We start from the raw sequence: 23,433 nt of genomic DNA on the forward strand, positions 1-23,433 counted from the left end.
GCCCGGGAGCTGCCCCATGTCCGACGCCACGCCCCATCTCGCCCTGCCGCTGATCGCCGCGAGCCAGGCGCAGAAGCACGTCACCCACAACGAGGCGCTCGCCCTCCTCGACGCGCTGGTCCAGCTCGCCTGCCTGGACAAGGACCTCGCGGCGCCGCCGCCGGGCCCCGCGGAGGGCGACCGCTACCTCGTGACCGCCGACGCGCCCGGGGGCGCCTGGGCGGGGCTCGCGGGCCAGGTGGTGCGCTACGCCGACGGGGTCTGGACCGGCGCGGCGCCGCGGGCCGGCTGGCTCGCCTGGCTGGTCGACGAGGCCGACCTCTACGTCTTCGACGGGGCCGCCTGGACGAGCCTCCGCCGGGCGCTGACGGCGCTCCAGAGCGTCGGCCGCCTCGGGATCAACACGGCGGCCGACGCCAGCAACCGCCTCGCGGTGAAGTCCGATTCCGCCCTCCTGACCTGGGACGACGCCACGCCGGGCACCGGCGACATGCGGGTCTCCGTCAACCGGAAATCCGCCGCCCGCGACGCCGCCCTGGTCTTCGAGACCGGCTACGCGGCGCGGGCGCTGCTGGGCAACCTCGGGAGCGACGACTTCACCCTGAAGGTCTCGCCCGACGGGGCCGCCTTCGCCACGGCGCTCACGGCGTCGGCGCGGACCGGCGGGATCGACTTCGCCTCGGCCGAGACCGCGCTCGCGGCCGCCCCCACCACCGACCTCGGCGCGGCCGGCACCCGGCGCGTCCTCGTCACCGGCGCCGGGCGGATCGCGAGCTTCGGCGCCGCGGCCGACCGGGAGCGGCTCGTGCGCTTCTCGGGCGCCGCGACCCTGGTCCACGATCCCGAGGCGCTGGCGCTGCCGACCCGGGCCGACCTCGTCACGGCCCCCGACGACACCTGCATCGCCACCTCGGACGCGGCGGGCCGCTGGCGCGTGCGCCACTACCAGCGCGCCGACGGGACGCCGCTCGCGGCCGGCGCGCAGGCGCTCGGCGCGAACGGATCGATCCGGCTCCCGGGCGGCCTGATCGCGCAATGGGGGCTCGTCACCGCCGCCGAGGCGGATGTCGCGGTGGCGTTCGGCATCGCCTTCCCGGGGAGCTGCCTCGGCGTCTGGGCGCAGCCGGTCGCCGGCGCCGGCGACGCGCTCCACGCCGCGCAGGTCAGCGACGTCGCGGCCACCGGGTTCACGCTCCGCACCCGCCGCGCGGCGGCCGGCTCGGTGGCGGGCGTCGGGTCGGTGCCGACCTACTGGCTGGCGCTGGGCGCGTGAGCGCCCGACCCCGCGGCCGCCGTCATTCCGGGCCTGCGCCGAGGGCCCGGAGCATCGCCGGCTCCACCGCCGCGTAGCCCGCGCCGTTGAGGTGGATGCCGTCGTCGGTGAACTCGCGCCGGAGCGCGCCCGCCTCCGTGGCGAGCGGCGGCCCGTAATCGACGAGGCGGGCCGCACCCGCCGCGCAGTAGGCGCGCAGCCACCCGTTCAGGGCGCGGATCCGCGCCACCGGCCGCAGCTCGGGGCGCCAGCCCCAGAAGTCGCTCGGCATCACGGTGCCGATCGTGAGCGGCAGCCCGGCCGCGAAGGCCATCCGCCCCATGGCCATGATGTTCCCGGCGATCGCCCGGTCCGGGACCGGGCCGCCGATCTCCGCGATGTCGTTGATCCCGCACATCAGGTGAACGCCCCGGGCCCCGGCCGCGTCGCGCAGGAAGCGCGCCCGGATCTGCCCGCTTGTCTCACCCGGGACGCCCCGGGCCACGAAGCCGTGGCGCGCGAAGGTCTCGGCCCGCACCGCGCCCCAGGCGGCGGTGATCGAGTCGCCGATGAACACGAGCGGCCGGTCCTGTCCGCGTCCCACGCATCCCCCTCGGCGCCGCCCACGGCGCGGGCCGCCTTAGCCCGGCGCGACCGGGGAGGCCAGTTTCCGGAGCACGCCCATGCCCGAACCCAGGCCCGAACCCAGGCCCGAACCTGGGCCCATGCCGCCTCCCGTTCCGGCCGCGCAGGAGCCCTTCGCCGCCGCCTGCCGCCGCCTCGGCCCGCGGCTGATGCGCGATCTCGGCCTGAGCGAGCTCCAGGCCGCCGGCCTGCTCGGCAATCTCGGCCGCGAGACCGGCGGGTTCCGCCACCTCCAGGAGGTCGCGCCCGCGGTGCCGGGCTCCCGCGGCGGCTGGGGGCTCGCCCAGTGGACCGGGTCCCGGCGCGTCGCCATGGAGACGTGGTGCCGGGCGCGCGGCCTCGATCCCGCCGATCCCGAGGCGGGCTACGGCTATCTCTGCGCCGAGCTGCGCGGGCCCGAGGCGGCGGCCCTCGCCGCCCTGCGGGCCACCACCACCCTCGCGTCCGCCACCGCGGCGGTCTGGCGCCGCTACGAGCGGCCCGGCGTCGTGGCGGCGAGAGACCGCCTCGCCTGGGCCCGCCGGGCCCTCGCCGCCCTGCGCGACGCCCCCGCCGCCCCGCCGCCGGGCAGCCCCTGACCCGCCGCACCCGATCCCGAGCCGGCCGGGTCCGCCGCGCGCAACCACGGAGTCCAACGATGACGCACCGTATCCGGACGGCCCTCGCCCTGGCCGTCACGAGCCTGCCGCTCGCCGCGCCCGCGATCGCGGCCCCCTCCGCGTCCGCCGCCGGCCCGGCGCTCCCGTGGGGCGACTGGCTCGCCGGGCTGCTCCAGCCGGTCACGGCCGCCCTCGTGCCGCTCGCCGCCGCCGCCGTCACCGCCGGCATCGCCCGGGTCGCGCCCTGGGCCGCCTCCGTGCTCACCCGCGACCGGATCGAGGCCGCGATCCGTGCCGGGGCCGAGTTCGGCCAGAACGCCGTGGCCGGCGCCGCCCGGGGCCGGACCGTCAGCGCCGATCTCGGCGCCGCGGTGGTGGCCGCCGGCGCCCGGCACGTCCTCGCCACCGCCCCCGCGCACGTCGTGCGGAAAGCGGGCGGACCCGCGGGCGTGGCCGCGCGGATCTTCCGGGCGCTGCCGCTCGACCCGGAGGCGAGCGCCGCCAACGTCCTCGCGCCGGCGCTCGCGCAGCTGCGCGGGGCGGACACGCGCCCGGCCTGAAGCCGGGCGTCGCCGCTCCGGCGGCACAGGGGGGCCGTGAGACAGGGAACATCACCATGAAGCCCCTCCGCACCGGGACGCGGCGATCCGCGCCCCCCGAGGACGCGGCCGGCCCCGGGGTCGCCCTCGGCGGGCGGCCCCGGACGATCCGCTTCCCGCCCGTCTGGCACGCGTGGTTCGCCCGCCAGTCCGAGCCGCGCCTCGCCGCCCTCGACGAGCTGGTCGACGCGCATCTCGAGCGCCGCGCGCTGCGCCGCTACCTGCGCCGGCTCAAGCACGCGACGGTGTTCGCCTTCGTCGCCGCGGCGGCGGCCGCGCACTGGTTCTCCGACCAAGTCGCGTGGCTCGCCGCGCACATCCCGGCCCTGCGGGCCCTCTGGAAGCTGCTGACGGGAGCGTGAGATGGGCCTGCGCTGGGACAGGGTTCTCGACCGGGCGTGGCTCGCCCTGGCGTCGGCCGCGGCGGTGACGGTCGCCGTCCACGAGGGCGGTGCGGTCGGCCGGCGCGCCTGGACGCTCGGGGCCGGCGGCGCCGCGCAGGCCGCGCCGGCGCGCCCCGGCGGGGCCGTGCCGTCGGCCCGCGCCGCGGCCTGCGGACCCGCCCCGGCGGCCCCGCCGTGAGACCCGCCGCGGCGCCTGTGCGAAGCTGCCCGCGCCGTGGAACCGGGCGCCGCCTCGGCCGTCATGTCCGCACGATGCCGTCCGCCGCCAAGTCAGCCGCGTCAACCGCGCGAGGAATGTCCGGACCGCCACCGACGACCGCCGGGGGCGGCGCACGGCCACGTATTCAGGACGCATTCAGTGCCCTGGGCGCACATCATCTGCCAATGCGCTACGCCATCGCCCTCGTCGCCATCAGCCTGACCGCCGCGGCCCTCGCCGCGGGCGGCCTCGGCTCCATGGCCGACGACGGGCCGGCCCCCCAGACGGGCGCGGTGTCCAGCCAGGCGCCGCTGCGGATCGAGAGCTGCCTGTCCCCCGCCGACCTGCGCGAGGAGGTCGGCGAGCGCCGGGTGATCCCGCCGGTCGCGGCGATCCGCGCGGCCCGCACGGTGATCCCCCGGGCCGAGATCCAGCGGGCGAGCCTCTGCCGTCACGCGGACGGCCTCGTCTACATGCTCACCGCCTTGCGCCGGGACGGGCATTTCGTGCACGTGATTGTCGACGCGCGCACCGGCACCGTGGCGGGACAGTATTGAGCGGGCGCCGGAACCGTTTCGGAGGGGAGTGAGCCGTGCGTCTGCTGGTCGTGGAGGATGACAAGGACATCAACCGGCAGGTCGTGGCCGCGCTGGAGGAGGCCGGCTACGTCGCCGACAAGGCCTATGACGGCGAGGAGGGCGGCTATCTCGGCGAGAGCGAGCCCTACGACGCCATCATCCTCGACATGGGCCTGCCCAAGGCCGACGGCGTCACGGTGCTGCAGAAGTGGCGCCGGGCCGGCGTGAAGACCCCGGTGATCATCCTCACGGCCCGCGACCGCTGGTCCGACAAGGTCGACGGCTTCGACGCCGGCGCCGACGACTACGTCACCAAGCCCTTCCACATGGAGGAGCTGATGGCCCGGGTGCGCGCCCTGCTGCGCCGCGCCGCCGGCCACGCCACCAGCCAGATCGCCTGCGGGCCGGTGACCCTCGACACGCGCTCCGGCAAGGTCTTCGTCGACGGCGCCCAGGTGAAGCTGACGAGTCACGAGTACCGGCTGCTCTCCTACCTGATGCACCATACCGGCCGGGTCGTGTCCCGCGCCGAACTCACCGAGCACCTCTACGACCAGGATTTCGATCGCGACTCGAACACGATCGAGGTGTTCGTCGGCCGCCTGCGCAAGAAGCTCGCGGTGGACCTGATCCAGACCGTGCGCGGCCTCGGCTACCTCGTGGATCCCAACCAGCCGCCGGCGCGGATGTGAGCGCGGCTCCGCGTTCCGGCACGCTGCCGGCCGTGTTCATGCGCGGCGGCACCAGCAAGGCGCTGATGCTGCACCGCCGAGACGTGCCGGGGGATCTCGCCGCCTGGGAGCCGGTCTTCCTCTCCGCCATGGACAGCCCCGACCCGTTCGGGCGGCAGCTCAACGGCATGGGCGGGGGCGTCTCGTCGGTCTCGAAGATCTGCGTGGTGGAGCGCTCCGCGCGGCCGGACGCCGACATCGACTACACCTTCGTGCAGGTCGTGGTCCGGGACGGCCGCATCGACCTGTCGGGCAATTGCGGCAACATGCTCGCCGCCGTGGGACCGTTCGCGGTCGACGAGGGGCTCGTCGAGGTCCCGGACGGCCCGGTGCGGCTGCGGATCTTCAACACCAACACGCGCAAGCGGATCGCGGCGACCTTCGCGGTGGAGGGCGGCCGCAGCGTCTACCGCGGCGACCTCGCGATCCCCGGCGTCGCCGGCACCGGCGCGCCGATCCAGCTCGACTTCCTGGATCCGGGCGGCGCCACGACCGGCCGGCTGCTCCCGACCGGCACCGTCCGCCAGAGGCTCGACGTGCCGGGCCTCGGCGCGATCGAGGCCTCCCTGATCGACGCCGCCAATGCCTGCGTGTTCGTCCGCGCCGCCGATCTGGGGCTGGCCGGCACCGAGCTGCCCGCAGCCCTGGAGGCCGTGCCGGGCCTCCTCGACCGGCTGGCGCGGATCCGCCGGGCCGGCTCCGTGGCGATGGGCATCGCGCCGGACGTCGAGGCGGCGGCGCGCGTCGTCCACGTGCCCTTCGTCGGCCTCGTCGCCCCGCCGCAGGAGTCCGGCAGCCTCTCCGGCGACGCGATCCGCGCCGCCGAGATCGACCTGACCGCCCGGGTCATCTCCAACGGCGTGCCGCATCAGGCGCTGCCGCTGACCGCCACCCTGTGCCTCGCGGTCGCCGCCCGGCTCGAAGGCAGTCTCGTCCACGAGGCCGCCCGCCCCACCGGCGCGGCCCTGCGGGTCGGCATGCCGTCGGGCATCCTCACCGCCGACGCCGCCGTGACCCGCGGGGCCGACGGCTGGCGGGCCGAGCGCGGCGCCTTCTTCCGCACGGCGCGCCCGCTGATGCGCGGCGCGGTGTTCTACGACGCGCCGCCGCCCGTCTGAGCGACCGACGCATCCATGATCGACCTCATCGGCCTCTTCTCCCTGCGCCGCCGCTCCATCGCGGTGCGGCTCGCCGTGTCGGCGTTCCTGTCGAGCTCCGCGATCCTGCTGATCGCGGCCTGGATCCTCACGACCCTCTACCGCGAGAACACCGAGCGCTCCTTCGACAGCCGGCTCCTCGTCTTCGCCAACAATCTCGCCACCGACCTCGTCTCGCCCAACGATCCCGAGAGCCGGACCTTCTCGCTCGGCGACCCGCGCTTCGACCTGCCCCTGTCGGGCTGGTACTGGCAGGTCGGCAAGCCCGACGCGAAGCCGCGCGACGTGCGCACCTCCCGCTCCCTCGTGGGTGTGCCGCTCCCGCCCGCCACCGATTCGGACGGCAAGGTCGGGGTCGGGCAGATCCGTCAGGGCTACGGCAAGGGGCAGGACGGACGCCTCCTGCGCATCATGGAGCGCGACGTCGATCTCGGCGAGGAGGGCCGCTACACGGTCCGGGTCGCCGGCCCCGCCGACGAGATCGTCAACGACGTCGACCGGTTCCGGAACTCGCTGACCATCACCTTCGGCCTGCTCGGGCTGTCGCTGGCGATCACCACCCTGCTGCAGATCCGGTTCGGCCTCGCGCCGCTCAAGAAGATGCGCGCCGCGCTGGGCGCCGTCCGCCGGGGCGAGGCCGACCGCATCACCGGCACCTATCCCCGCGACATCGCGCCGCTCACCGGCGAGGTGAACCTCCTGATCGAGACCAACCGCGAGATCCTGGAGCGCGCCCGGACCCAGGTCGGCAACCTCGCCCACGCCCTGAAGACGCCGCTCTCGATCATCGTCAACGAGGTCGGCGCCTCCGACGCCCCCGAGGAGCTCGCGCAGAAGATCCGCGAGCAGGCCGCGGTCATGCGCGATCAGGTCAACTACCACCTCGACCGCGCCCGGGCCGCCGCCCTCGCCGGCACGCTCGGCACCTCGACGGAGGTGGAGCCGGCGCTCGCGGGCCTCGTGCGCACCTTCGGGAAGATCTACCGGGACAAGGACATCGCCTACGACGTCCACGTGCCGCCGGGCCTGCGCTTCCGCGGCGAGCGCCAGGATTTCGAGGAGATGGTCGGCAACCTCGTCGACAACGCGTCGAAATGGGCCCACGGCCGCGTCGCGATCCGGGCCGAGGCGGTGAACACGAACGATTATCCCCACCTCGTCGTCGCCATCGAGGATGACGGCCCCGGCCTGCCCCCGGAGGCCCGCCAGGCCGTGCTCGGCCGCGGGCGGCGCCTCGACGAATCGAAGCCCGGCTCCGGCCTCGGCCTGTCGATCGTGGCCGACCTCGCCGCCCTGTACCGGGGACGCTTCACCCTGGAGGAGGCGGCGCTCGGCGGCCTGCGGGCGGTGCTGGAGGTGCCGGGCGACCTGCCGGTCGGCACCCCGACCCACTGAGGCCCTCCGCCGCCTCCGGGTACGGGCCGGGCACGGATCGAGCTGCGGGACGCGGCCTCATGGCTCCGCCCGGCCCCTTGTCTTCGCAACAGAGTTGCGTGACACCGTGCCGCCGCCGGGAGGCGTCGTGGCGTCACGCTGCCGGCTCCACATGGCGTGGGGAGGGGCGGGCCGGTCCGGCTCGTTGGCGATAAGGTCCATGACGGCGATCTGGTTCATCCTGGCGGCCATGACCGCGGCGGCCGTGCTCGGCCTGCTCTGGCCGATGTCGCGCCGCGCCGCCGTGCCGACCGGTGAGGCGGGCGGGAGCGGGCTCGCCACCGAGACGGCGTTCTACGAGGATCAGATCGCCGAGATCGAGCGCGACCTCGAGCGCGGCTTGATCGCCCCCGACGAGGCCGAGACCGCCAAGGCCGAGGCGGGCCGCCGCCTGCTCCGGTCGAGCCGCGAGGCGCAGCGCGAGGCCGAGGATGCCGGCATCGCCGAGGCCGCGCGCCCGGCCGAGCCGCGCCTGCGCCGCCGGCGCGCCGCCTCGGCCTTCGCGCTCTCCACCATCCCCCTCGTGGCGCTGATCGCCTACGGGCTCTACGGCTCGCCCGAGGTGCCGGCACAGACCGAGGCCGACCGGCAGGCCGCCCGTGGCGGCGCCGACGAGCTGATGAAGGCGGTCAGCCAGATCGAGGCGCGCCTCGCCCGGGACCCGAACGACGCCCGCGGCTGGGCGGTGCTCGCCCCGGTCTACATGCGCACCGGCCGCTTCGACGACGCCGCCCGCGCCTACGCCAACATCGCGCGGATCAAGGGTGAGACCGCCGATCTGCTGGCCGACCAGGGCGAGGCCCTCACGGCGGCGGGCAACGGCACGGTCTCGCCCGAGGCCAGGGCGCTGTTCGAGAAGGCGCAGGCCAAGGAGCCGAACGCGCCCAAGCCCCGATTCTACCTGGCCCGCGCGGCCGAGCAGGCCGGCGACACCGGCGAGGCGATCCGCCAGCTCACCGAGCTCGAGGCGTCGAGCCCGCCGAATGCCCCCTGGCTCGGGATCGTCAAGCAGAGCCTCGCCCGGCTCAAGGGCGAGCCGCCGCCGCCCGCAGCTCCGCAGACCGCCCCGCAGATCCCCGCGGAGCAGCAGGCGGCGATCCGCGGCATGGTCGACGGGCTCGACGCCCGGCTCAAGACCGGCGGCGGCACCCCCGACGAGTGGCTGCGGCTGGTCCGGTCCCGGGCGGTCCTCGGCGAGCGCGAGCAGGCGGCCGACGCCCTGGCCCGGGCGCGCGCGGCCCTGGCGGGCGACCCGCAGGGGCTCGCCCAGGTCGAGCAGGGCGCCCGCGCCGTGGGGCTCGGCGCGGAGGGCGAGGCGCCCGCGCCGGCCGGATCCGGCCAGCCGGGATCGGGCGCCCAATCCGAGAAGGAGGCCGCGATGGCGGCCGTGCGCGCCATGCCGCAGGCTGAGCAGCAGGCGGCGATTCGCGGGATGGTCGAGGGGCTGGACCGGCGCCTCGCCGCGCGGGGCGGCACGCCGGACGAGTGGATGCGCCTCGTGCGCTCCTACAGCGCGCTGGGCGAGCGGGACCAAGCGGTGAAGGCCCTCGACCGCGCCCGGATGGCGCTGGCCGCCAACAGCGAGGCGGTGACGCGGCTCGACGGCCTCGCCCGGGAGCTGGACCTGCCCGCCAAGCCCAATCCCTGACTGGCCGGACTCCCCGCCAGGCCCAGCCCCGGCACCACGAAATCGCGAGGCCCCCTCCGCCGAGCGGTCCGTACGACAATCGGTCCCGACGCCCGCCCTTGACCCGCGGGCGCCTGGAGCCGACACCCTCAAGGCTAGAATGAGAACGGTTCCGGTCGGGGCGGGTCTCCGCGCGCCGGACCGCGGGGTGGAAGTATCGTGACGCGTAAGAAACGCCGCCTGATCCTGATCGCCGCCTGCGGCAGCGTCTTGGCGCTCGCCGTGGGGCTGATCCTGTACGCCATGAGCGGCTCGATCGTGTTCTTCCGCTCGCCCACCGACATCGCCAAGCAGGCCATCGCCCCGGGCACGCGCCTGCGGCTCGGCGGTCTGGTGAAGGACGGCTCGCTCAGGCGCGGTCCCGACCAGACGGTCGACTTCGCCGTCACCGACACGAACGAGACCGTCGAGGTCCACTACAAGGGGTTGCTGCCGGACCTGTTCCGCGAAGGGCAGGGCGTGGTCGCCGAGGGCGTGCTGGAGCCGGGCGGGCAGTTCCGCGCCGACACGGTGCTCGCCAAGCACGACGAATCCTACATGCCCCGCGAGGTGGCCGACGCGCTGAAGGCGCAGGGGCGCTGGCAGGAGGGCGGCCCGAACAGGGGCGGCCCGGCGCCGAAGCCCGCCACCGCGGCGGCGGACAGCACCCTCGGTCCCCGCAGCGAGCGGTGAGGGAACCCGCATGATCGTCGAGACCGGCCACTTCGCCCTCGCGCTCGCGCTGGCGATCTCCCTCGTCCAGGTGGTGATGCCGATCTGGGCCGCCCGCTCGGGCGATCCGGCGCTCCGCCAGATCGCCTCGCAGGCGGCGCTCGGCGCGTTCGCCTGCGTGCTGTTCGCCTTCGCGGCGCTGACCTACGCGCACGTCACCTCGGACTTCTCGGTCCAGAACGTCGTCGAGAACTCGCACACGCAGAAGCCGCTGATCTACAAGATCTCGGGCGTCTGGGGGAACCACGAGGGCTCGATGCTCCTCTGGGTGCTGATCCTCACCCTGTTCGGCGCCTGCGTGGCGGCCGCGAAGAACTCGGTGCCGCCGCGGCTGCGGGCCAGCACGCTGGGCGTGCAGGGGCTGATCACCTTCGTGTTCGTGCTGTTCATCATCACGACCTCGAACCCGTTCACCCGGGTGATCCCGGCGCCGCTCGAGGGCAACGACCTCAACCCGCTGTTGCAGGATCCCGGTCTCGCGATCCACCCGCCGCTCCTCTACGTCGGCTATGTCGGCTTCTCGATCAGCTTCGCCTTCGCGGTGGCCGCGCTGATCGACGGGCGGATCGACGCCGTCTGGGCGCGGGCGGTGCGGCCCTGGACGCTGGCCGCGTGGTGCTTCCTGACGCTCGGGATCGCGATGGGTTCCTACTGGGCCTATTACGAGCTCGGCTGGGGCGGCTGGTGGTTCTGGGACCCGGTGGAGAACGCCTCCCTGATGCCGTGGATCGCCGGCACGGCGCTGCTGCACTCCACCGTGGTGATGGAGAAGCGCGACGCCCTGAAGGTCTGGACGGTGCTGCTCGCCATCCTGACCTTCTCGCTGTCGCTGATCGGCACCTTCCTGGTCCGCTCGGGCGTGATCACCTCGGTCCATTCCTTCGCCACGGACCCGACCCGCGGCGTCTTCATCCTGGCGATCCTGGTGCTGTTCATCGGCGGCTCGCTGACGCTGTTCGCGTGGCGGGCGCCGCTGCTGCGGCAGGGCGGCCTGTTCGCGCCGATCTCTCGCGAGGGGTCGCTCGTCCTGAACAACCTGTTCCTGGTGGCCGCCTGCGCCACCGTGCTGGTCGGCACCCTGTACCCGCTCGTGCTGGAGATGCTGACGGGCGAGAAGATCACGGTCGGGCCGCCCTTCTTCAACTCCACCTTCGTCCCGCTGGCGATCCCGCTCCTGCTGATCGTGCCCATGGGGCAGTCGCTCGCCTGGAAGCGCGGCGACGTGCTCGCCGCCGCCCAGCGCCTGTTCGCCGCGCTGGCGGTCGCCCTCGTCGTCGGCTTCGGGGTGCTGGCGCTGACCTGGGGCGGGCCGGTCATGGCGCCGGTCGGGATCGGCCTCGGCGCCTACCTGCTGATCGGCTCCGCCCTGGAGATCGTCACCCGCGCCCGGGGCTACGGGGCGAGCCGCGCCCGCTCCCTCGGCCAGATCGGCCGCCGCGCCGTCGGCCTGCCGCGCTCGGCCTGGGGCACCGCCATCGCCCATGCCGGGGTCGGCGTCGTGGTGCTGGGCATCGCCGCGCAGGGCTGGGCGACCGAGGGGCTGGCGACCCTCAAGGCCGGCCAGAGCCTGGCGACGGGACCCTACGTGGCGACCCTCGATCGCGTCGCGCCGCGCAAGGGACCGAACTACGAGGAGGCCGCCGCCTACCTGACCATCCGCACCCGCGGCGGCGACGAGGTCGGGCAGGTCGAGACCGGCAAGCGGTTCTACCCGAGCCGCAAGATGGCGGTGACGGAATCGGGCCTGCTGACCGTCGGCGCCAGCCAGGTCTACGCGAGTCTCGGGGAGATCGGGCAGGACGGCGGCGTCGGCCTGCGCCTCTACTACAAGCCGCTGGTCCTGCTGATCTGGCTCGGGGCGGTGGTGATGGCCGTGGGCGGCGGCCTGTCGCTCACGGACCGGCGGATGCGCGTAGGCGTCCCCGCCAAGGCGAAGGCGCGGCCGCTCCCGGTCGCGGTGCCGGCCGAGTGATGGCGCGCCGCTCGCTCCGGCCCGCGCTGGCGGCGCTCGCCCTGCTGGCGTCGCTGCCGGCCCTCGCGGTGCAGCCCGACGAGGTGCTGAAGGATCCCGTCCTGGAGCATCGCGCGCGGGAGATCTCGGCCGAACTGCGCTGCCTCGTCTGCCAGAACCAGTCGATCGACGATTCCGACGCGCCGCTCGCCAAGGACCTGCGCCTGATCGTCCGCGAGCGGCTGGAGAAGGGCGACAGCGACACGGCGGTGCTCGACTACGTCGTGGCCCGCTACGGCGAGTTCGTGCTGCTGCGCCCGGTCTTCGCGCTGCACACCCTGCTGCTGTGGCTCACCCCGGTGCTCGCGGTCCTGCTCGGCGGGCTGGGAATCTGGCGCCTCGCCCGCCGCCGCCCGCCCGCGCCGGCCCGGAACCTGTCGGCGGCCGAGGAGGCGGAGGTCGCGGCGCTGCTGCGACGGGAGTAGAATCGCGGGCGGAAGCGATTCGCCCGCCCCGTTCGGCACGAGTCTTGGATCGGGCCTCGCAGACCGCACGATCGGCGACGCGCCCGGGGCAGGACGATGACGGCCGCTACGCTCACCATCTCGAGCCGCAACTACTCCTCGTGGTCCCTGCGGGGCTGGCTCATCTGCCGGATGGCGGGTCTCGATTTCGAGACCGAGGTCCTGTCCGGCGCCGACGCCACCACTCGGGCAGAGCTGCTTCACCTCTCGCCGTCCTTCCTGGTGCCGCGCCTGCGCCACGGCGACGTGGTCGTCTGGGACACCCTGGCCATCGCCGAGTACCTCGCCGAGACCTTCCCGGAGGCCGGCTTCCTGCCCGGCAACGTGGCGGAGCGCGCCCATTGCCGGTCCATCTCCGGCGAGATGCATTCCGGCTTCGTCAATCTGCGCTCGGCGCTGCCGATGAACCTGCGCGCCTTCCACCCCGACTTCCGGGTGTTCAACGGGGCGAAGGCCGATATCGAGCGCATCGTCACGATCTTCGACGATTGCCTGGACCGCTACGAGGGTCCGTACCTGTTCGGCGCGCGGCCGTGCCTGGCCGACGCCATGTACGCTCCGGTCTGCACGCGCTTCCGCACCTACGACGTCGCGCTGCCGCCCCGGGCCGCCGCCTACCGCGACACGATCCTGCACTGGCCGCTGATGGTCGAGTGGGCTGAGGCCGCCGCCGACGAGCCGGACGAGATCGAGGAGCTCGAGATGGAGTTCTGAGGCGGCCGAGGCTCCGGTCTCGGAGCCCGCCGCCGTCCTTGCGAGCGGAGCGAAGCGATCCAGTCGCGCCACGCTTGCCGAGGTCGCGCTGCCCTGGATCGCTTCGCTCCGCTCGCAAGGACGGAGGGCTCTGAGCCGACGTTCCGGACCCGACGTGACAGGATGCAGTTTCTTGCATGGCACAAATTTATGTTGCGATGCACGCGACACATTCTGACCGCGTACAGGATCTGAAAAATCGCGCTGTGGCAACAGGTTAACGAAGTGTCTCCGCTCGTCTGGCCTGCGCGTTACAGCTCGACAAACGTCCTTTGTCGCCCGACCGGACAGCGCGATTGATGCCATTCGGCATTTCTGTTCCTCTTCGCATTAGAACAGGAACAGACTGGGCTGGAAACCATGGCGCGTCACGAGCCCTGGAGCGCGGAGCGCGCGTCCGGGATCATCGCCGAGCACACCCATCTCGAAGGGGCCACGCTGCCGATCCTGCACGCGCTGCAGGAAACCTTCGGCTACGTGGATTCCGGCGCCGTGCCGCTGATCGCGGACGCGCTGAACCTGTCGCGCGCCGAGGTGCATGGCTGCATCACCTTCTACCACGACTTCCGCGCCCACCCCGCCGGCCGCCACGAGGTGAAGCTGTGCCGGGCCGAGGCCTGCCAGGCCATGGGCTCCGACAAGCTGCACCGCGAGATCCTCGGCCGCCTCGGCTGCGGCTGGCACGAGACCACCGCCGACGGCAGCGCCACGGTCGAGCCGGTCTACTGCCTCGGCCTCTGCGCCAACGGTCCCGCCGCGCTGGTGGACGGTGAGCCGGTCGCGCACCTGACCGCCGACGCCCTCGAAGCTGCCCTGACGGAGGTGCGCCAGTGAGCGTCACCCTCTACGTTCCGCGCGACGCCGTCGCCCTCGGCCTCGGCGCCAACAAGGTCGCCCGCGCCCTGTTCGCGGGCGCCGAGCGCCGCGGCCTCGACGTCACCGTCGTCCGCACCGGCTCCCGCGGCCTGTTCTGGCTGGAGCCGATGGTCGAAATCGGCACGCCCGAGGGGCGCGTCGCCTACGGACCGGTGACGGTCAAGGATGTCGACGCCCTGCTGGATGCCGGCCTGACCACGGGCGGCGACCACGCCCTGCGCCTCGGCGATCCTGAAAAAATCCCCTACCTCGCCCGGCAGCAGCGCCTGACCTTCCACCGCTGCGGCGTGATCGACCCGGTCTCCGTGGACGATTACCGGGCCCATGGCGGCTACCGCGGCCTCGAGGCCGCCCTGAAGCTCGATGCCGAGGGCATCGTCGCGGCGGTGCGCGAGTCCGGCCTGCGCGGCCGGGGCGGTGCCGGCTTCCCCGCCGGCATCAAGTGGAACACCGTGATGCTCGCCGAGGCGGACCAGAAATACGTGGTCTGCAACGCCGACGAGGGCGATTCCGGCACCTTCGCCGACCGGATGATGATGGAGGGCGATCCCTTCAACCTCATCGAGGGCATGACCATCGCGGGCGTCGCCACCGGCGCCACCCGCGGCTACATCTACCTGCGCTCCGAGTACCCGCAGGCCTTCGCGACCCTGAAGGAGGCGATCGCCAACGGCGTGACGGCGGGCGTGCTCGGCGACAACATCCTGGGCTCGGGCAAGAGCTTCCACCTGGACGTGCGCCTCGGCGCCGGGGCCTATATCTGCGGCGAGGAGACCTCGCTGCTGGAGAGCCTGGAGGGCAAGCGCGGCATCGTGCGGGCCAAGCCGCCGATCCCGGCGCTGAAGGGCTTCCTCGGCAAGCCGACGCTGGTCAACAACGTCATGACCTTCACGGCCGTGCCGTGGATCCTGGAGAACGGCGCCAGGGCCTACGCCGATTACGGCATGGGCCGCTCGCTCGGCACCCTGCCGATCCAGCTCGCCGGCAATATCAAGCACGGCGGCCTGATCGAGATGGCCTTCGGCATCACCCTCCGTCAGGTGATCGAGGATTTCGGCGGCGGCACCCGCTCCGGTCGGCCGGTCCGGGCCGTGCAGGTCGGCGGGCCGCTCGGGGCCTACTTCCCCGACCATCTCCTCGACACGCCCCTCGACTACGAGGCGATGGCGGCCAAGAAGGGCCTCGTCGGCCACGGCGGCATCGTGGTGTTCGACGATACGGTCGATATGGCCGCCCAGGCCCGCTTCGCCTTCGAGTTCTGCGCCACCGAGTCGTGCGGCAAGTGCACCCCCTGCCGCATCGGCGCGACCCGCGGCGTCGAGACCATGGACAAGGTGATCGCCGGCATCCGGCCGGACGCGAACCTGAAGCTGGTCGAGGACCTCTGCGAGGTCATGACCGACGGGTCGCTCTGCGCCATGGGCGGGCTCACCCCGATGCCCGTCATGAGCGCGATCACCCATTTCCCCGAAGATTTTCGCCGTGCGGGCTCGCTGCCTGCGGCGGCTGAGTGAGGCGGCGCGCATGGCCCTCATCAAAGAAATCGACTACGGCACGCCGATCCGCGTCAGCGCGCAGACGGTGACGCTGACGATCGACGGCATGTCGGTGACGGTGCCCGCCGGCACCTCGGTAATGGCGGCGGCGATGCAGGCCGGGACGCAGATCCCGAAGCTCTGCGCCACCGACTCGCTGGAGCCGTTCGGCTCCTGCCGCCTCTGCCTCGTTGAGATCGAGGGCCGGCGCGGCACGCCCGCCTCGTGCACGACGCCGGCCGAGAACGGCATGGTGGTCCACACCCAGAACGAGAAGCTCGCCAGGCTCCGCAAGGGCGTGATGGAGCTCTACATCTCCGACCACCCCCTCGACTGCCTGACCTGCGCGGCGAACGGCGACTGCGAGCTGCAGACCCAGGCGGGCGTCGTGGGCCTGCGCGACGTGCGCTACGGCTACGAGGGCGACAACCACGTCCGGCCGAGCTCCGAGAAGTACCTGCCGAAGGACGAGTCGAACCCGTACTTCACCTACGACCCGTCGAAGTGCATCGTCTGCAACCGCTGCGTCCGCGCCTGTGAGGAGGTGCAGGGCACCTTCGCGCTGACCATCGCGGGTCGCGGCTTCGACAGCCGCGTGGCGGCCGGCCCGACCAACTTCTTCGAGTCCGAGTGCGTGTCCTGCGGCGCCTGCGTGCAGGCCTGCCCGACCGCGACCCTGCAGGAGAAGTCGATCCACGAGTACGGCCAGCCGGAGCACGCCGAGGTCACGACCTGCGCGTATTGCGGCGTCGGCTGCTCGTTCAAGGCCGAGATGCAGGGCGAGCGCGTCGTCCGCATGGTCCCGTACAAGGGCGGCAAGGCCAACGAGGGCCATAGCTGCGTCAAGGGCCGCTTCGCCTACGGCTACGCCACCCATAAGGACCGCATCACCAAGCCGATGATCCGCGAGAAGATCACGGATCCGTGGCGCGAGGTCTCCTGGGAGGAGGCCATCGATCGGGCGGCCTCCGAGTTCAAGCGGATCCAGGCCCAGTACGGCAAGGATTCGGTCGGCGGCATCACGTCGTCGCGCTGCACCAACGAGGAAGCCTACCTCGTCCAGAAGCTGGTGCGCGCCGCCTTCGGCAACAACAACGTCGATACCTGCGCCCGCGTCTGCCACTCGCCGACCGGCTACGGCCTGATGTCGACGCTCGGCACCTCGGCCGGCACCCAGGACTTCAAGTCGGTCGAGCATTCCGACGTGATCCTGGTGATCGGCGCCAATCCGACCGACGGCCACCCGGTCTTCGGCTCGCGGATGAAGAAGCGCCTCCGGCAGGGCGCGAAACTGATCGTCGCCGATCCGCGCAGGATCGACCTCGTCAAGTCGCCCCACATCAAGGCCGACTATCACCTGCCGCTGAAGCCCGGCTCCAACGTCGCCTTCATCAACTCGCTGGCGCACGTGATCGTCACCGAGGGGCTGATCGACGAGGCCTATGTCCGCGAGCGCTGCGACCTCGCCGAGTTCGAGTCCTGGGCGCGGTTCATCGCCGACGAGCGACACTCCCCGGAGAACCAGCAGTCCTTCACCGGCCTCGACCCTGAGCAGGTCCGCGGAGCGGCCCGGCTCTACGCCAAGGGCGGCGCGGCCGGCATCTACTACGGGCTCGGCGTCACCGAGCACAGCCAGGGCTCGACCATGGTCATGGGCATGGCGAACATCGCCATGGCCACCGGCAATATCGGCAAGCTCGGCGCCGGCGTGAACCCGCTGCGCGGCCAGAACAACGTCCAGGGCTCCTGCGACATGGGCTCGTTCCCGCACGAGCTCACCGGCTACCGCCACGTCTCGGACGACGCCACCCGCGAGAGCTTCGAGGCCCTCTGGGGCGCCAAGCTCGACAACGCGCCGGGCCTGCGCATCACCAACATGCTGGACGAGGCCGTCGAGGGCTCGTTCAAGGGCATGTACATCCAGGGCGAGGACATCGCGCAGTCGGACCCGGACACGCACCACGTGACGTCGGGCCTGATGGCGATGGAGTGCATCGTCGTCCAGGACCTGTTCCTGAACGAGACCGCCAAATACGCCCACGTCTTCCTGCCGGGCGCCTCGTTCCTCGAGAAGGACGGGACCTTCACCAACGCCGAGCGCCGCATCTCGCGGGTCCGCAAGGTCATGGCCCCGATGGGCGGCTACGGCGACTGGGAGGGCACGGTGCTGCTCGCCAACGCGCTCGGCTACCCGATGACCTACAGCCACCCGTCCGAGATTATGGACGAGATCGCCTCGCTCACCCCGAGCTTCACCGGCGTGTCCTACGCCAAGCTCGACGAGCTCGGCTCGGTGCAGTGGCCCTGCAACGAGAAGGCGCCGCTCGGCACGCCGATGATGCACGTGGACCGGTTCGTCCGCGGCAAGGGCCGGTTCATGATCACCGAGTTCGTGGCCACCGAGGAGCGGACGGGGGCGAAGTTCCCGCTGATCCTCACCACGGGCCGGATCCTCTCCCAGTACAATGTCGGCGCGCAGACCCGGCGCACCGAGAACTCGCGCTGGCACGAGGAGGACGTGCTGGAGATCCACCCGTTCGACGCGGAACTGCGCGGCATCGTGGACGGCGACCTCGTCGCCCTGGAGAGCCGCTCCGGCGACATCGCCCTGAAGGCCAAGATCTCCGAGCGGATGCAGCCGGGCGTGGTCTACACGACGTTCCACCACGCCAAGACCGGCGCCAACGTCATCACCACCGACTACTCGGACTGGGCGACGAACTGCCCCGAGTACAAGGTGACGGCGGTGCAGGTCCGGCGGACCAACCGGCCCTCCGACTGGCAGGCGAAGTTCTACGAGGAGGACTTCTCCCTGACCCGGATCGCCCAGACCCTGGACGCGGCAGAGTAAGAGTACCCGATGAGCGCCGTGACGCAGGCGGACAAGCTCGTCCGCATGGCCAACCAGATCGCCACCTTCTTCCGGTCCTACCCGGAGGAGGAGGCGGTGGCCGGGATCCAGAAGCACATCAAGGCGTTCTGGACGCCCAAGATGATCGCCCATCTCGAGGCTGCCCTGCCGGAGCAGGGCGACCGGGTCGACGGCTACGTCCGGCGGGCGCTGCACGGCGCGGAGCCGGCGGCCGACAGCCCGGTGCGCCCGGCGACCCGGGACCCGCAGCTCGCGGGTGCGGGCGCCAGCGACGCGGGCTGACACGGCCGCGGCCGGACGGACTCACGGGACCGAGCCCCGCGGCCGGGCCTGCACTGACCGCGCGAAACACCTCCTATTCCGAACGTGGCAGGGGGTGTTTCGCGTCCGAGTCGAGGCGTGAGGGGCGCGTCGGCCGCGTCCGCGGGACCGTTCGACGATCGGTCGTCCGACCCCGGTAACGCGTCCCGCGACGGGCCCGGCGACGTCGGCCGCCGGGCCCAGGGGCGTCAGTTCTTCAGGACGACCGTGAAGTCGGCCTCGGTCTTCCCGCGGATCTCGTCCTCGGTGACGCCGTCGGCGAGCTCGATCAGCCTCATGCCGCCGTCGCCCTTCTTGTCGATCTCGAACACGCCGAGATCGGTGATCACCAGGTCGACCACGCGGGTGCCGGTCAGCGGCAGGTCGCAGGCCTTGAGCAGCTTCGGGCTCTCGGTGCCGTCCTTGTTCTTGGCAACGTGCTCCATCACCACGACGACGCGCTTCACGCCCGCCACGAGGTCCATGGCGCCGCCCATCCCCTTCACCATCTTGCCGGGGATCATCCAGTTCGCGAGGTCGCCGTTGCCGGCCACCTGCATGGCGCCGAGGATCGACAGGTTGATGTGCCCGCCGCGGATCATCCCGAAGGAATCGGCCGAGGAGAAGTAGCTGGTCGTCGGCAGCGCCGTGATCGTCTGCTTGCCGGCGTTGATCAGGTCCGGGTCCTCCTCGCCCTCGTACGGGAAGGGGCCCATGCCCAGCATGCCGTTCTCCGACTGGAGCTGCACCGACATGCCCTCGGGGATGTAGTTCGACACCAGCGTCGGGATGCCGATGCCGAGGTTCACGTAGAAGCCGTCCTCCAGCTCCTTGGCGGCGCGCGCCGCCATCTGCTCGCGGGTCCAGGCCATCGTTCTCGCTCCCTTCCCGTCCGATCAGTGCGTGCCGCCGCCGGCCGCCGCGGCCGGGGTGCTGTCGCCGCGCTTGCGCGTGGTGCGCTGCTCGATGCGCTTGTCGCGCTGCCCGACGTCGATGATCCGCTTCACGAAGATGCCGGGCGTGTGGATCGTGTCCGGGTCGATCTCGCCGGGCTTCACGAGGTGCTCGACCTGCGCCACCGTCATCTTGGCGGCGGTGGCCATCATCGGGTTGAAGTTGCGGGCGGTCATCCGGTAGCGCAGGTTCCCCTCGGTGTCGCCGGTGTGGGCGTGGACCAGGGCGAGGTCGGCGAACAGGCCGCGCTCCATCACGTACTGCTCGCCGTCGAACTCGCGGACTTCCTTGCCCTCGGCGACCTTGGTGCCGACGCCGGTCTTGGTGAAGAAGGCCGGGATGCCCGCGCCGCCGGCGCGGATCCGCTCCGCCAGCGTGCCCTGCGGGTTGAACTCGATCTCCAGCTCGCCGCCGAGATACTGGCGGGCGAACTCCTTGTTCTCGCCCACGTAGGACGAGATCATCTTGGCGACCTGGCGGGTATCCAGGAGCTTGCCGAGGCCGACCCCGTCGATGCCGGCATTGTTCGACACGACCGTGAGGCCCTTGACGCCCGAGAGGCGCACCGCCTCGATCAGCTCGTCGGGGATGCCGCAGAGGCCGAAGCCGCCGCACATCACCATCATGTCGTCGTGCAGGAGGCCGGCCAGGGCGGCGGCGGCATCCGTGTAGACCTTCTTCATCGAACCGTCCTTTTCCCGCCGGATCCGACCGGCCGAAACCTTGGGAAGCGCGTGTCCTCGCGCCTGCTCTCCCCGATTCCGCGCGCGAAATCCAGTGGTGCGCCGCACCGGTCCGTGCGGTCCCGGGCGATCCGTAACCGGCACTGCGTTGGGGAGGGCAGGGCGGCCCTGCGCGGGCGCGGCAGACAAAGCCGGCCGGGGACGCTAAGTTGCCCCCTCGACGTGCAGACCCTGCCGGGCCGTGGCAGCCCGAGGGGCCGGCGCGGCGCCCGGCTTCCGGCCACAGCCGCCGCCCCTTCGGAGCATGATGTCGCTGCGCCGCCCGATCTTCGTCCTCGCTCTCGGGAGCCTGATCGCTGCCGGCCTCGGCCTGCGCGACTGGCCCGTGGAGGACGGCCGGGTCACCGCGTTCGCCCGCCGCGCCTTCGATGCCTACGGCCTCGGTCTGACGCTGGAGGGGCCGGCGCGCCTCGCGGTGCTGCCCTGGCCGCGCCTGACCTTCGACCGCGTCCGGCTCGCCGCCGGTTCCGCCGGCCCGGTCCTGGCGGAGGAGGGCCGCCTGACCATCGACCTCGACCCGCTGAGCCTCCTCGGGGGGCGCGCGGCCGTCAGCGGCCTCCGCCTGGAGGGCGCGCGGCTGTCGGACGATCCCGTCGGCTGGGACGCAGCCCTCGCGCGCCTCGCCGAGCAGGCCCGGTCCGGCGAGACGGCCCGGCCGCGCCGGATCGTCCTGCGCGACGCGCGCCTCGCCGCCGGCGACGCGGCCCGGGATATCGACCTCGACATCGCGTGGCCGCTCTGGGGCAGGGCCGCCGAGGGCCGGGCCAGCCTGATCTGGCGGGGCGTACCGACCCGGATCGCCCTGACTCACCTGCGTCCGGCCGCGTTGGCCCAGCGCCGCGGCAGCCCCTTCACCGCGGAGATCACGTGGCCGAACGGCAGCCTCGCGGCGGACGGAACGCTGGCGCCGCCCGCGGAGGGGGGCGCGCTGCCCGTCATGTCCGGGCAGGTCCGGTTCGAGACGCGATCCCTGCCGGAGAGCCTGGCCTGGATCGGCCGTGACGTGCCGCTGGCGCCGCTCGCCGGGGCCTTCTCGGTCGACGGCCGGTTCGAGACGGCCGAGCGGTCCGTCTCGTGGCCGAGCCTGCGCATCGGCCTGGGCCAGAACGTGCTCGAGGGGGCCGGCGCCGTCGCACTCGGGCCCGGCAAGGCGCCGCGCCTCTCGGTGCAGGCGACCCTGGCGGCCGAGACACTCGATCTCACGCCGCTCGTCGCGGATCTGTCGCGACTCCTCGACCCCGCGCCCGTGTCGATCGCCCTGGCGCCCTTCACGCGGGGCGACCTCGACTTGCGCCTGTCGGCGGCCGAGGGACGCGCCGGCGCGGTCCGGGTGCAGGATCTGGCGGCGAGCGTCCTGGTGCGGGAGGCCGCCCTGGAAGTGGCGGTGAACCGGGCCCGGATCCAGGATGGCACGTTCAAGGGGCGCGTGAACCTGACGAGCGGCGCCGACCCGGCCGCGACCGAGTTGCGCACGCAGGGGAGCCTCGATCGCGTCGATCTCGGCGCGCTCCTCGGCGAGATCGGTGCGGCGCGGTGGGTCATCGGGCCCGTGCAGGGGCATTTCGCCCTCGATTCCAGGGCCCGCGACACGGCCGGGCTGCTGGCGCATCTGAATGGTCGGGCCACGCTCGCCATGGACGGCGGTGCCATCGCCGGCCTCGACCTCGCCGACGTCGTCCACCGCAACGGTGCGGTGGCGTCCGGAGCCCTGGCGCGCCGGAACGGCCGGACGGCCTTTGAGCGGGCCGTGGTGACGCTGCGCTTCGTCGACGGCGTGGGCGAGATCGCCGAATCGGGGCTCCTGGGGCCGAGCGTCGGGGCGACCCTGCACGGTCAGGTCTCGCTGCCGGAGCGGCGGCTCGATGCCAAGGGCGACCTCGTCCTGCGCCCGCCCGGCGACGCCTCCCGCGGGATCCTGTTCGCGGTCACGGGGCCCTGGAGCGCCCTGACGGCCCAGACGGTCGCCCACAGCGAGGCCTCCGATCCGGCCGGCCGGTACGGGGACGCGATGCTCCCCGATCCGCTCAAGCTGCCCGCGACGCTCGGACTGCCCGGCAACGCCCGCGCCTATGCCCCGTGACGGCCGCGCCATGGTGCCGGCCCCGGCCAAGCTCTAAGATCAGGCCTCGAACGCCTCCATGATCCCCATGCGCCGTCTGCTCATCGAGGAACCCGTCACCCGCGCGGGGCCGCTGGCCCGGCGGCTCGCCGTGTTCGCCGTCATCGCCACCGGGATCGCCCTCGTCCTCGTCCGGGATCCGCGCTCCGACACGAACGCCGCCCTCGTGGCCCTCCTGGCCGGACTCGGCGTCGCGATGCTGGCGGCCGCGGCCGCGATCTTCGCCTTCGTGCGGGTCTGGCGCGAGGGCGCCCGCGGCCTCGGGGCCGCCCTCGCCGGGCTGGTCCTCGCGCTGGCGGTGCTGGGCTACCCCGCCTTCCTGGGCCTGCGCGGCCTGCGGTTGCCGGCCCTGTCTGACATCACCACCGACATCGACAATCCGCCGGCCTTCTCGCGCTCGCGGGCGGCCTTCGCGGCCCGCGGCGGACGCTACCCGGCGGACCCGAGCCCGGCGGCACGCGAGAGCCAGCGCGGCGCCTATCCGCAGATCGCGCCGCTGACCCTCGATATCGGCGCCGACGAGGCGTTCGAACTCGCCCGGCAGGCGGCCCTGAAGCGGCACTGGCAGATCGTCGAGGCGATCCGGCCGGGCGGCCGGACCGGCAACGGCCGGATCGAGGCCGTGGCCCGGGGGCTGATCCTGAACCTGCCCGACGATGTCACCGTGCGCATCCGCCCCCGTGCCGACGGGGCGCGGATCGACGTGCGCTCGGCCTCGCGGCTCGGCGGCCGGGATTTCGGCAGCAACGCCGACCGGATCCGGGCCTATCTCGACGACGTCGCCAACCTCGCCCTCGCGGTGAAGTGAGC

At 73.0% G+C, this 23,433-nt stretch carries 23 protein-coding genes; 20 read left to right on the top strand and 3 right to left on the bottom strand.

The window, feature by feature from the left end; genetic code table 11:
* The first annotated feature begins 16 nt into the window (after positions 1-16).
* Entirely contained in the window at positions 17-1,273 is a 1,257-nt protein-coding gene (locus ACTJK8_RS05220; protein WP_076730260.1) for a DUF2793 domain-containing protein, read from the top strand.
* A gap of 22 nt (positions 1,274-1,295) precedes the next feature.
* Here the strand turns inward: ACTJK8_RS05220 and ACTJK8_RS05225 are convergent, their stop codons facing one another.
* On the bottom strand, positions 1,296-1,856 hold the full coding sequence (locus ACTJK8_RS05225; RefSeq protein WP_012321891.1) for a GDSL-type esterase/lipase family protein: 561 nt from the start codon (positions 1,854-1,856) through the stop codon (positions 1,296-1,298).
* 121 nt (positions 1,857-1,977) lie between these two features.
* Between ACTJK8_RS05225 and ACTJK8_RS05230 the strand changes: the two genes are divergently transcribed.
* The 17 genes from ACTJK8_RS05230 (at position 1,978) to ACTJK8_RS05310 (ending at position 18,789) form a co-directional block, all read left to right on the top strand.
* Complete coding sequence (locus tag ACTJK8_RS05230) at positions 1,978-2,475, top strand: phage tail tip lysozyme (RefSeq protein ID WP_440761624.1); 498 nt, start codon at positions 1,978-1,980, stop codon at positions 2,473-2,475.
* Positions 2,476-2,534: 59 nt separating this feature from the next.
* Positions 2,535-3,056, top strand: coding sequence for a hypothetical protein (locus ACTJK8_RS05235; protein ID WP_012321893.1), 522 nt, complete (start codon positions 2,535-2,537; stop codon positions 3,054-3,056).
* Between the two features lie 56 nt (positions 3,057-3,112).
* On the top strand, positions 3,113-3,457 hold the full coding sequence (locus ACTJK8_RS05240; RefSeq protein ID WP_012321894.1) for a hypothetical protein: 345 nt from the start codon (positions 3,113-3,115) through the stop codon (positions 3,455-3,457).
* A gap of 1 nt (position 3,458) precedes the next feature.
* Positions 3,459-3,677 carry a hypothetical protein gene (locus tag ACTJK8_RS05245; protein ID WP_012321895.1) on the top strand — a complete coding sequence of 73 codons (219 nt, stop codon included), beginning with the start codon at positions 3,459-3,461 and terminating at the stop codon, positions 3,675-3,677.
* 206 nt (positions 3,678-3,883) lie between these two features.
* Positions 3,884-4,255, top strand: a complete 372-nt coding sequence (locus ACTJK8_RS05250) for a PepSY domain-containing protein (protein WP_012321896.1) — start codon at positions 3,884-3,886, stop codon at positions 4,253-4,255.
* 35 nt (positions 4,256-4,290) lie between these two features.
* On the top strand, positions 4,291-4,968 hold the full coding sequence (locus ACTJK8_RS05255; RefSeq protein ID WP_012321897.1) for a response regulator transcription factor: 678 nt from the start codon (positions 4,291-4,293) through the stop codon (positions 4,966-4,968).
* Positions 4,965-6,125 (top strand): 2-methylaconitate cis-trans isomerase PrpF family protein, encoded by a 1,161-nt coding sequence (locus tag ACTJK8_RS05260; protein WP_083743836.1) that lies wholly within the window; start codon positions 4,965-4,967, stop codon positions 6,123-6,125. Before ACTJK8_RS05255 ends, ACTJK8_RS05260 begins: the two co-directional genes overlap by 4 nt.
* Before the next feature lie 15 nt (positions 6,126-6,140).
* Positions 6,141-7,559 carry an ATP-binding protein gene (locus ACTJK8_RS05265; RefSeq protein WP_012321899.1) on the top strand — a complete coding sequence of 473 codons (1,419 nt, stop codon included), beginning with the start codon at positions 6,141-6,143 and terminating at the stop codon, positions 7,557-7,559.
* A 199-nt stretch (positions 7,560-7,758) separates the two neighbouring features.
* Complete coding sequence (gene ccmI, locus ACTJK8_RS05270) at positions 7,759-9,246, top strand: c-type cytochrome biogenesis protein CcmI (protein WP_059408828.1); 1,488 nt, start codon at positions 7,759-7,761, stop codon at positions 9,244-9,246.
* A gap of 198 nt (positions 9,247-9,444) precedes the next feature.
* On the top strand, positions 9,445-9,957 hold the full coding sequence (gene ccmE / locus ACTJK8_RS05275; protein WP_012321901.1) for a cytochrome c maturation protein CcmE: 513 nt from the start codon (positions 9,445-9,447) through the stop codon (positions 9,955-9,957).
* Between the two features lie 10 nt (positions 9,958-9,967).
* Entirely contained in the window at positions 9,968-11,968 is a 2,001-nt protein-coding gene (locus ACTJK8_RS05280; RefSeq protein ID WP_012321902.1) for a heme lyase CcmF/NrfE family subunit, read from the top strand.
* Positions 11,968-12,432, top strand: coding sequence for a cytochrome c-type biogenesis protein (locus tag ACTJK8_RS05285; protein WP_012321903.1), 465 nt, complete (start codon positions 11,968-11,970; stop codon positions 12,430-12,432). Before ACTJK8_RS05280 ends, ACTJK8_RS05285 begins: the two co-directional genes overlap by 1 nt.
* A 96-nt stretch (positions 12,433-12,528) precedes the next feature.
* Positions 12,529-13,185, top strand: coding sequence for a glutathione S-transferase family protein (locus ACTJK8_RS05290; protein WP_029361201.1), 657 nt, complete (start codon positions 12,529-12,531; stop codon positions 13,183-13,185).
* A gap of 399 nt (positions 13,186-13,584) precedes the next feature.
* Positions 13,585-14,058, top strand: a complete 474-nt coding sequence (locus ACTJK8_RS05295; protein ID WP_010684574.1) for a formate dehydrogenase subunit gamma — start codon at positions 13,585-13,587, stop codon at positions 14,056-14,058.
* A complete protein-coding gene (locus ACTJK8_RS05300; RefSeq protein ID WP_029361200.1) occupies positions 14,055-15,614 on the top strand; it encodes a formate dehydrogenase beta subunit in 1,560 nt (519 codons plus the stop codon). Before ACTJK8_RS05295 ends, ACTJK8_RS05300 begins: the two co-directional genes overlap by 4 nt.
* Positions 15,615-15,624: 10 nt before the next feature.
* Entirely contained in the window at positions 15,625-18,486 is a 2,862-nt protein-coding gene (gene fdhF, locus ACTJK8_RS05305) for a formate dehydrogenase subunit alpha (protein WP_012321906.1), read from the top strand.
* Between the two features lie 9 nt (positions 18,487-18,495).
* Positions 18,496-18,789 (top strand): formate dehydrogenase subunit delta, encoded by a 294-nt coding sequence (locus ACTJK8_RS05310; RefSeq protein ID WP_029361198.1) that lies wholly within the window; start codon positions 18,496-18,498, stop codon positions 18,787-18,789.
* A gap of 227 nt (positions 18,790-19,016) precedes the next feature.
* Here the strand turns inward: ACTJK8_RS05310 and ACTJK8_RS05315 are convergent, their stop codons facing one another.
* Together ACTJK8_RS05315 and ACTJK8_RS05320 are read right to left on the bottom strand one after the other, a co-directional pair.
* Complete coding sequence (locus ACTJK8_RS05315; protein WP_012321908.1) at positions 19,017-19,679, bottom strand: 3-oxoacid CoA-transferase subunit B; 663 nt, start codon at positions 19,677-19,679, stop codon at positions 19,017-19,019.
* 24 nt (positions 19,680-19,703) lie between these two features.
* Positions 19,704-20,444, bottom strand: coding sequence for a CoA transferase subunit A (locus ACTJK8_RS05320; RefSeq protein WP_012321909.1), 741 nt, complete (start codon positions 20,442-20,444; stop codon positions 19,704-19,706).
* Between the two features lie 307 nt (positions 20,445-20,751).
* Between ACTJK8_RS05320 and ACTJK8_RS05325 the strand changes: the two genes are divergently transcribed.
* Both ACTJK8_RS05325 and ACTJK8_RS05330 read left to right on the top strand, forming a co-directional pair.
* Positions 20,752-22,584, top strand: a complete 1,833-nt coding sequence (locus ACTJK8_RS05325) for an AsmA family protein (RefSeq protein ID WP_053622358.1) — start codon at positions 20,752-20,754, stop codon at positions 22,582-22,584.
* Between the two features lie 67 nt (positions 22,585-22,651).
* Positions 22,652-23,431 (top strand): DUF1499 domain-containing protein, encoded by a 780-nt coding sequence (locus tag ACTJK8_RS05330; protein WP_024828341.1) that lies wholly within the window; start codon positions 22,652-22,654, stop codon positions 23,429-23,431.
* Positions 23,432-23,433: the final 2 nt, after the last annotated feature.

Source organism: Methylobacterium sp. 22177, assembly GCF_052045615.1.
Lineage (GTDB): Bacteria > Pseudomonadota > Alphaproteobacteria > Rhizobiales > Beijerinckiaceae > Methylobacterium > Methylobacterium radiotolerans.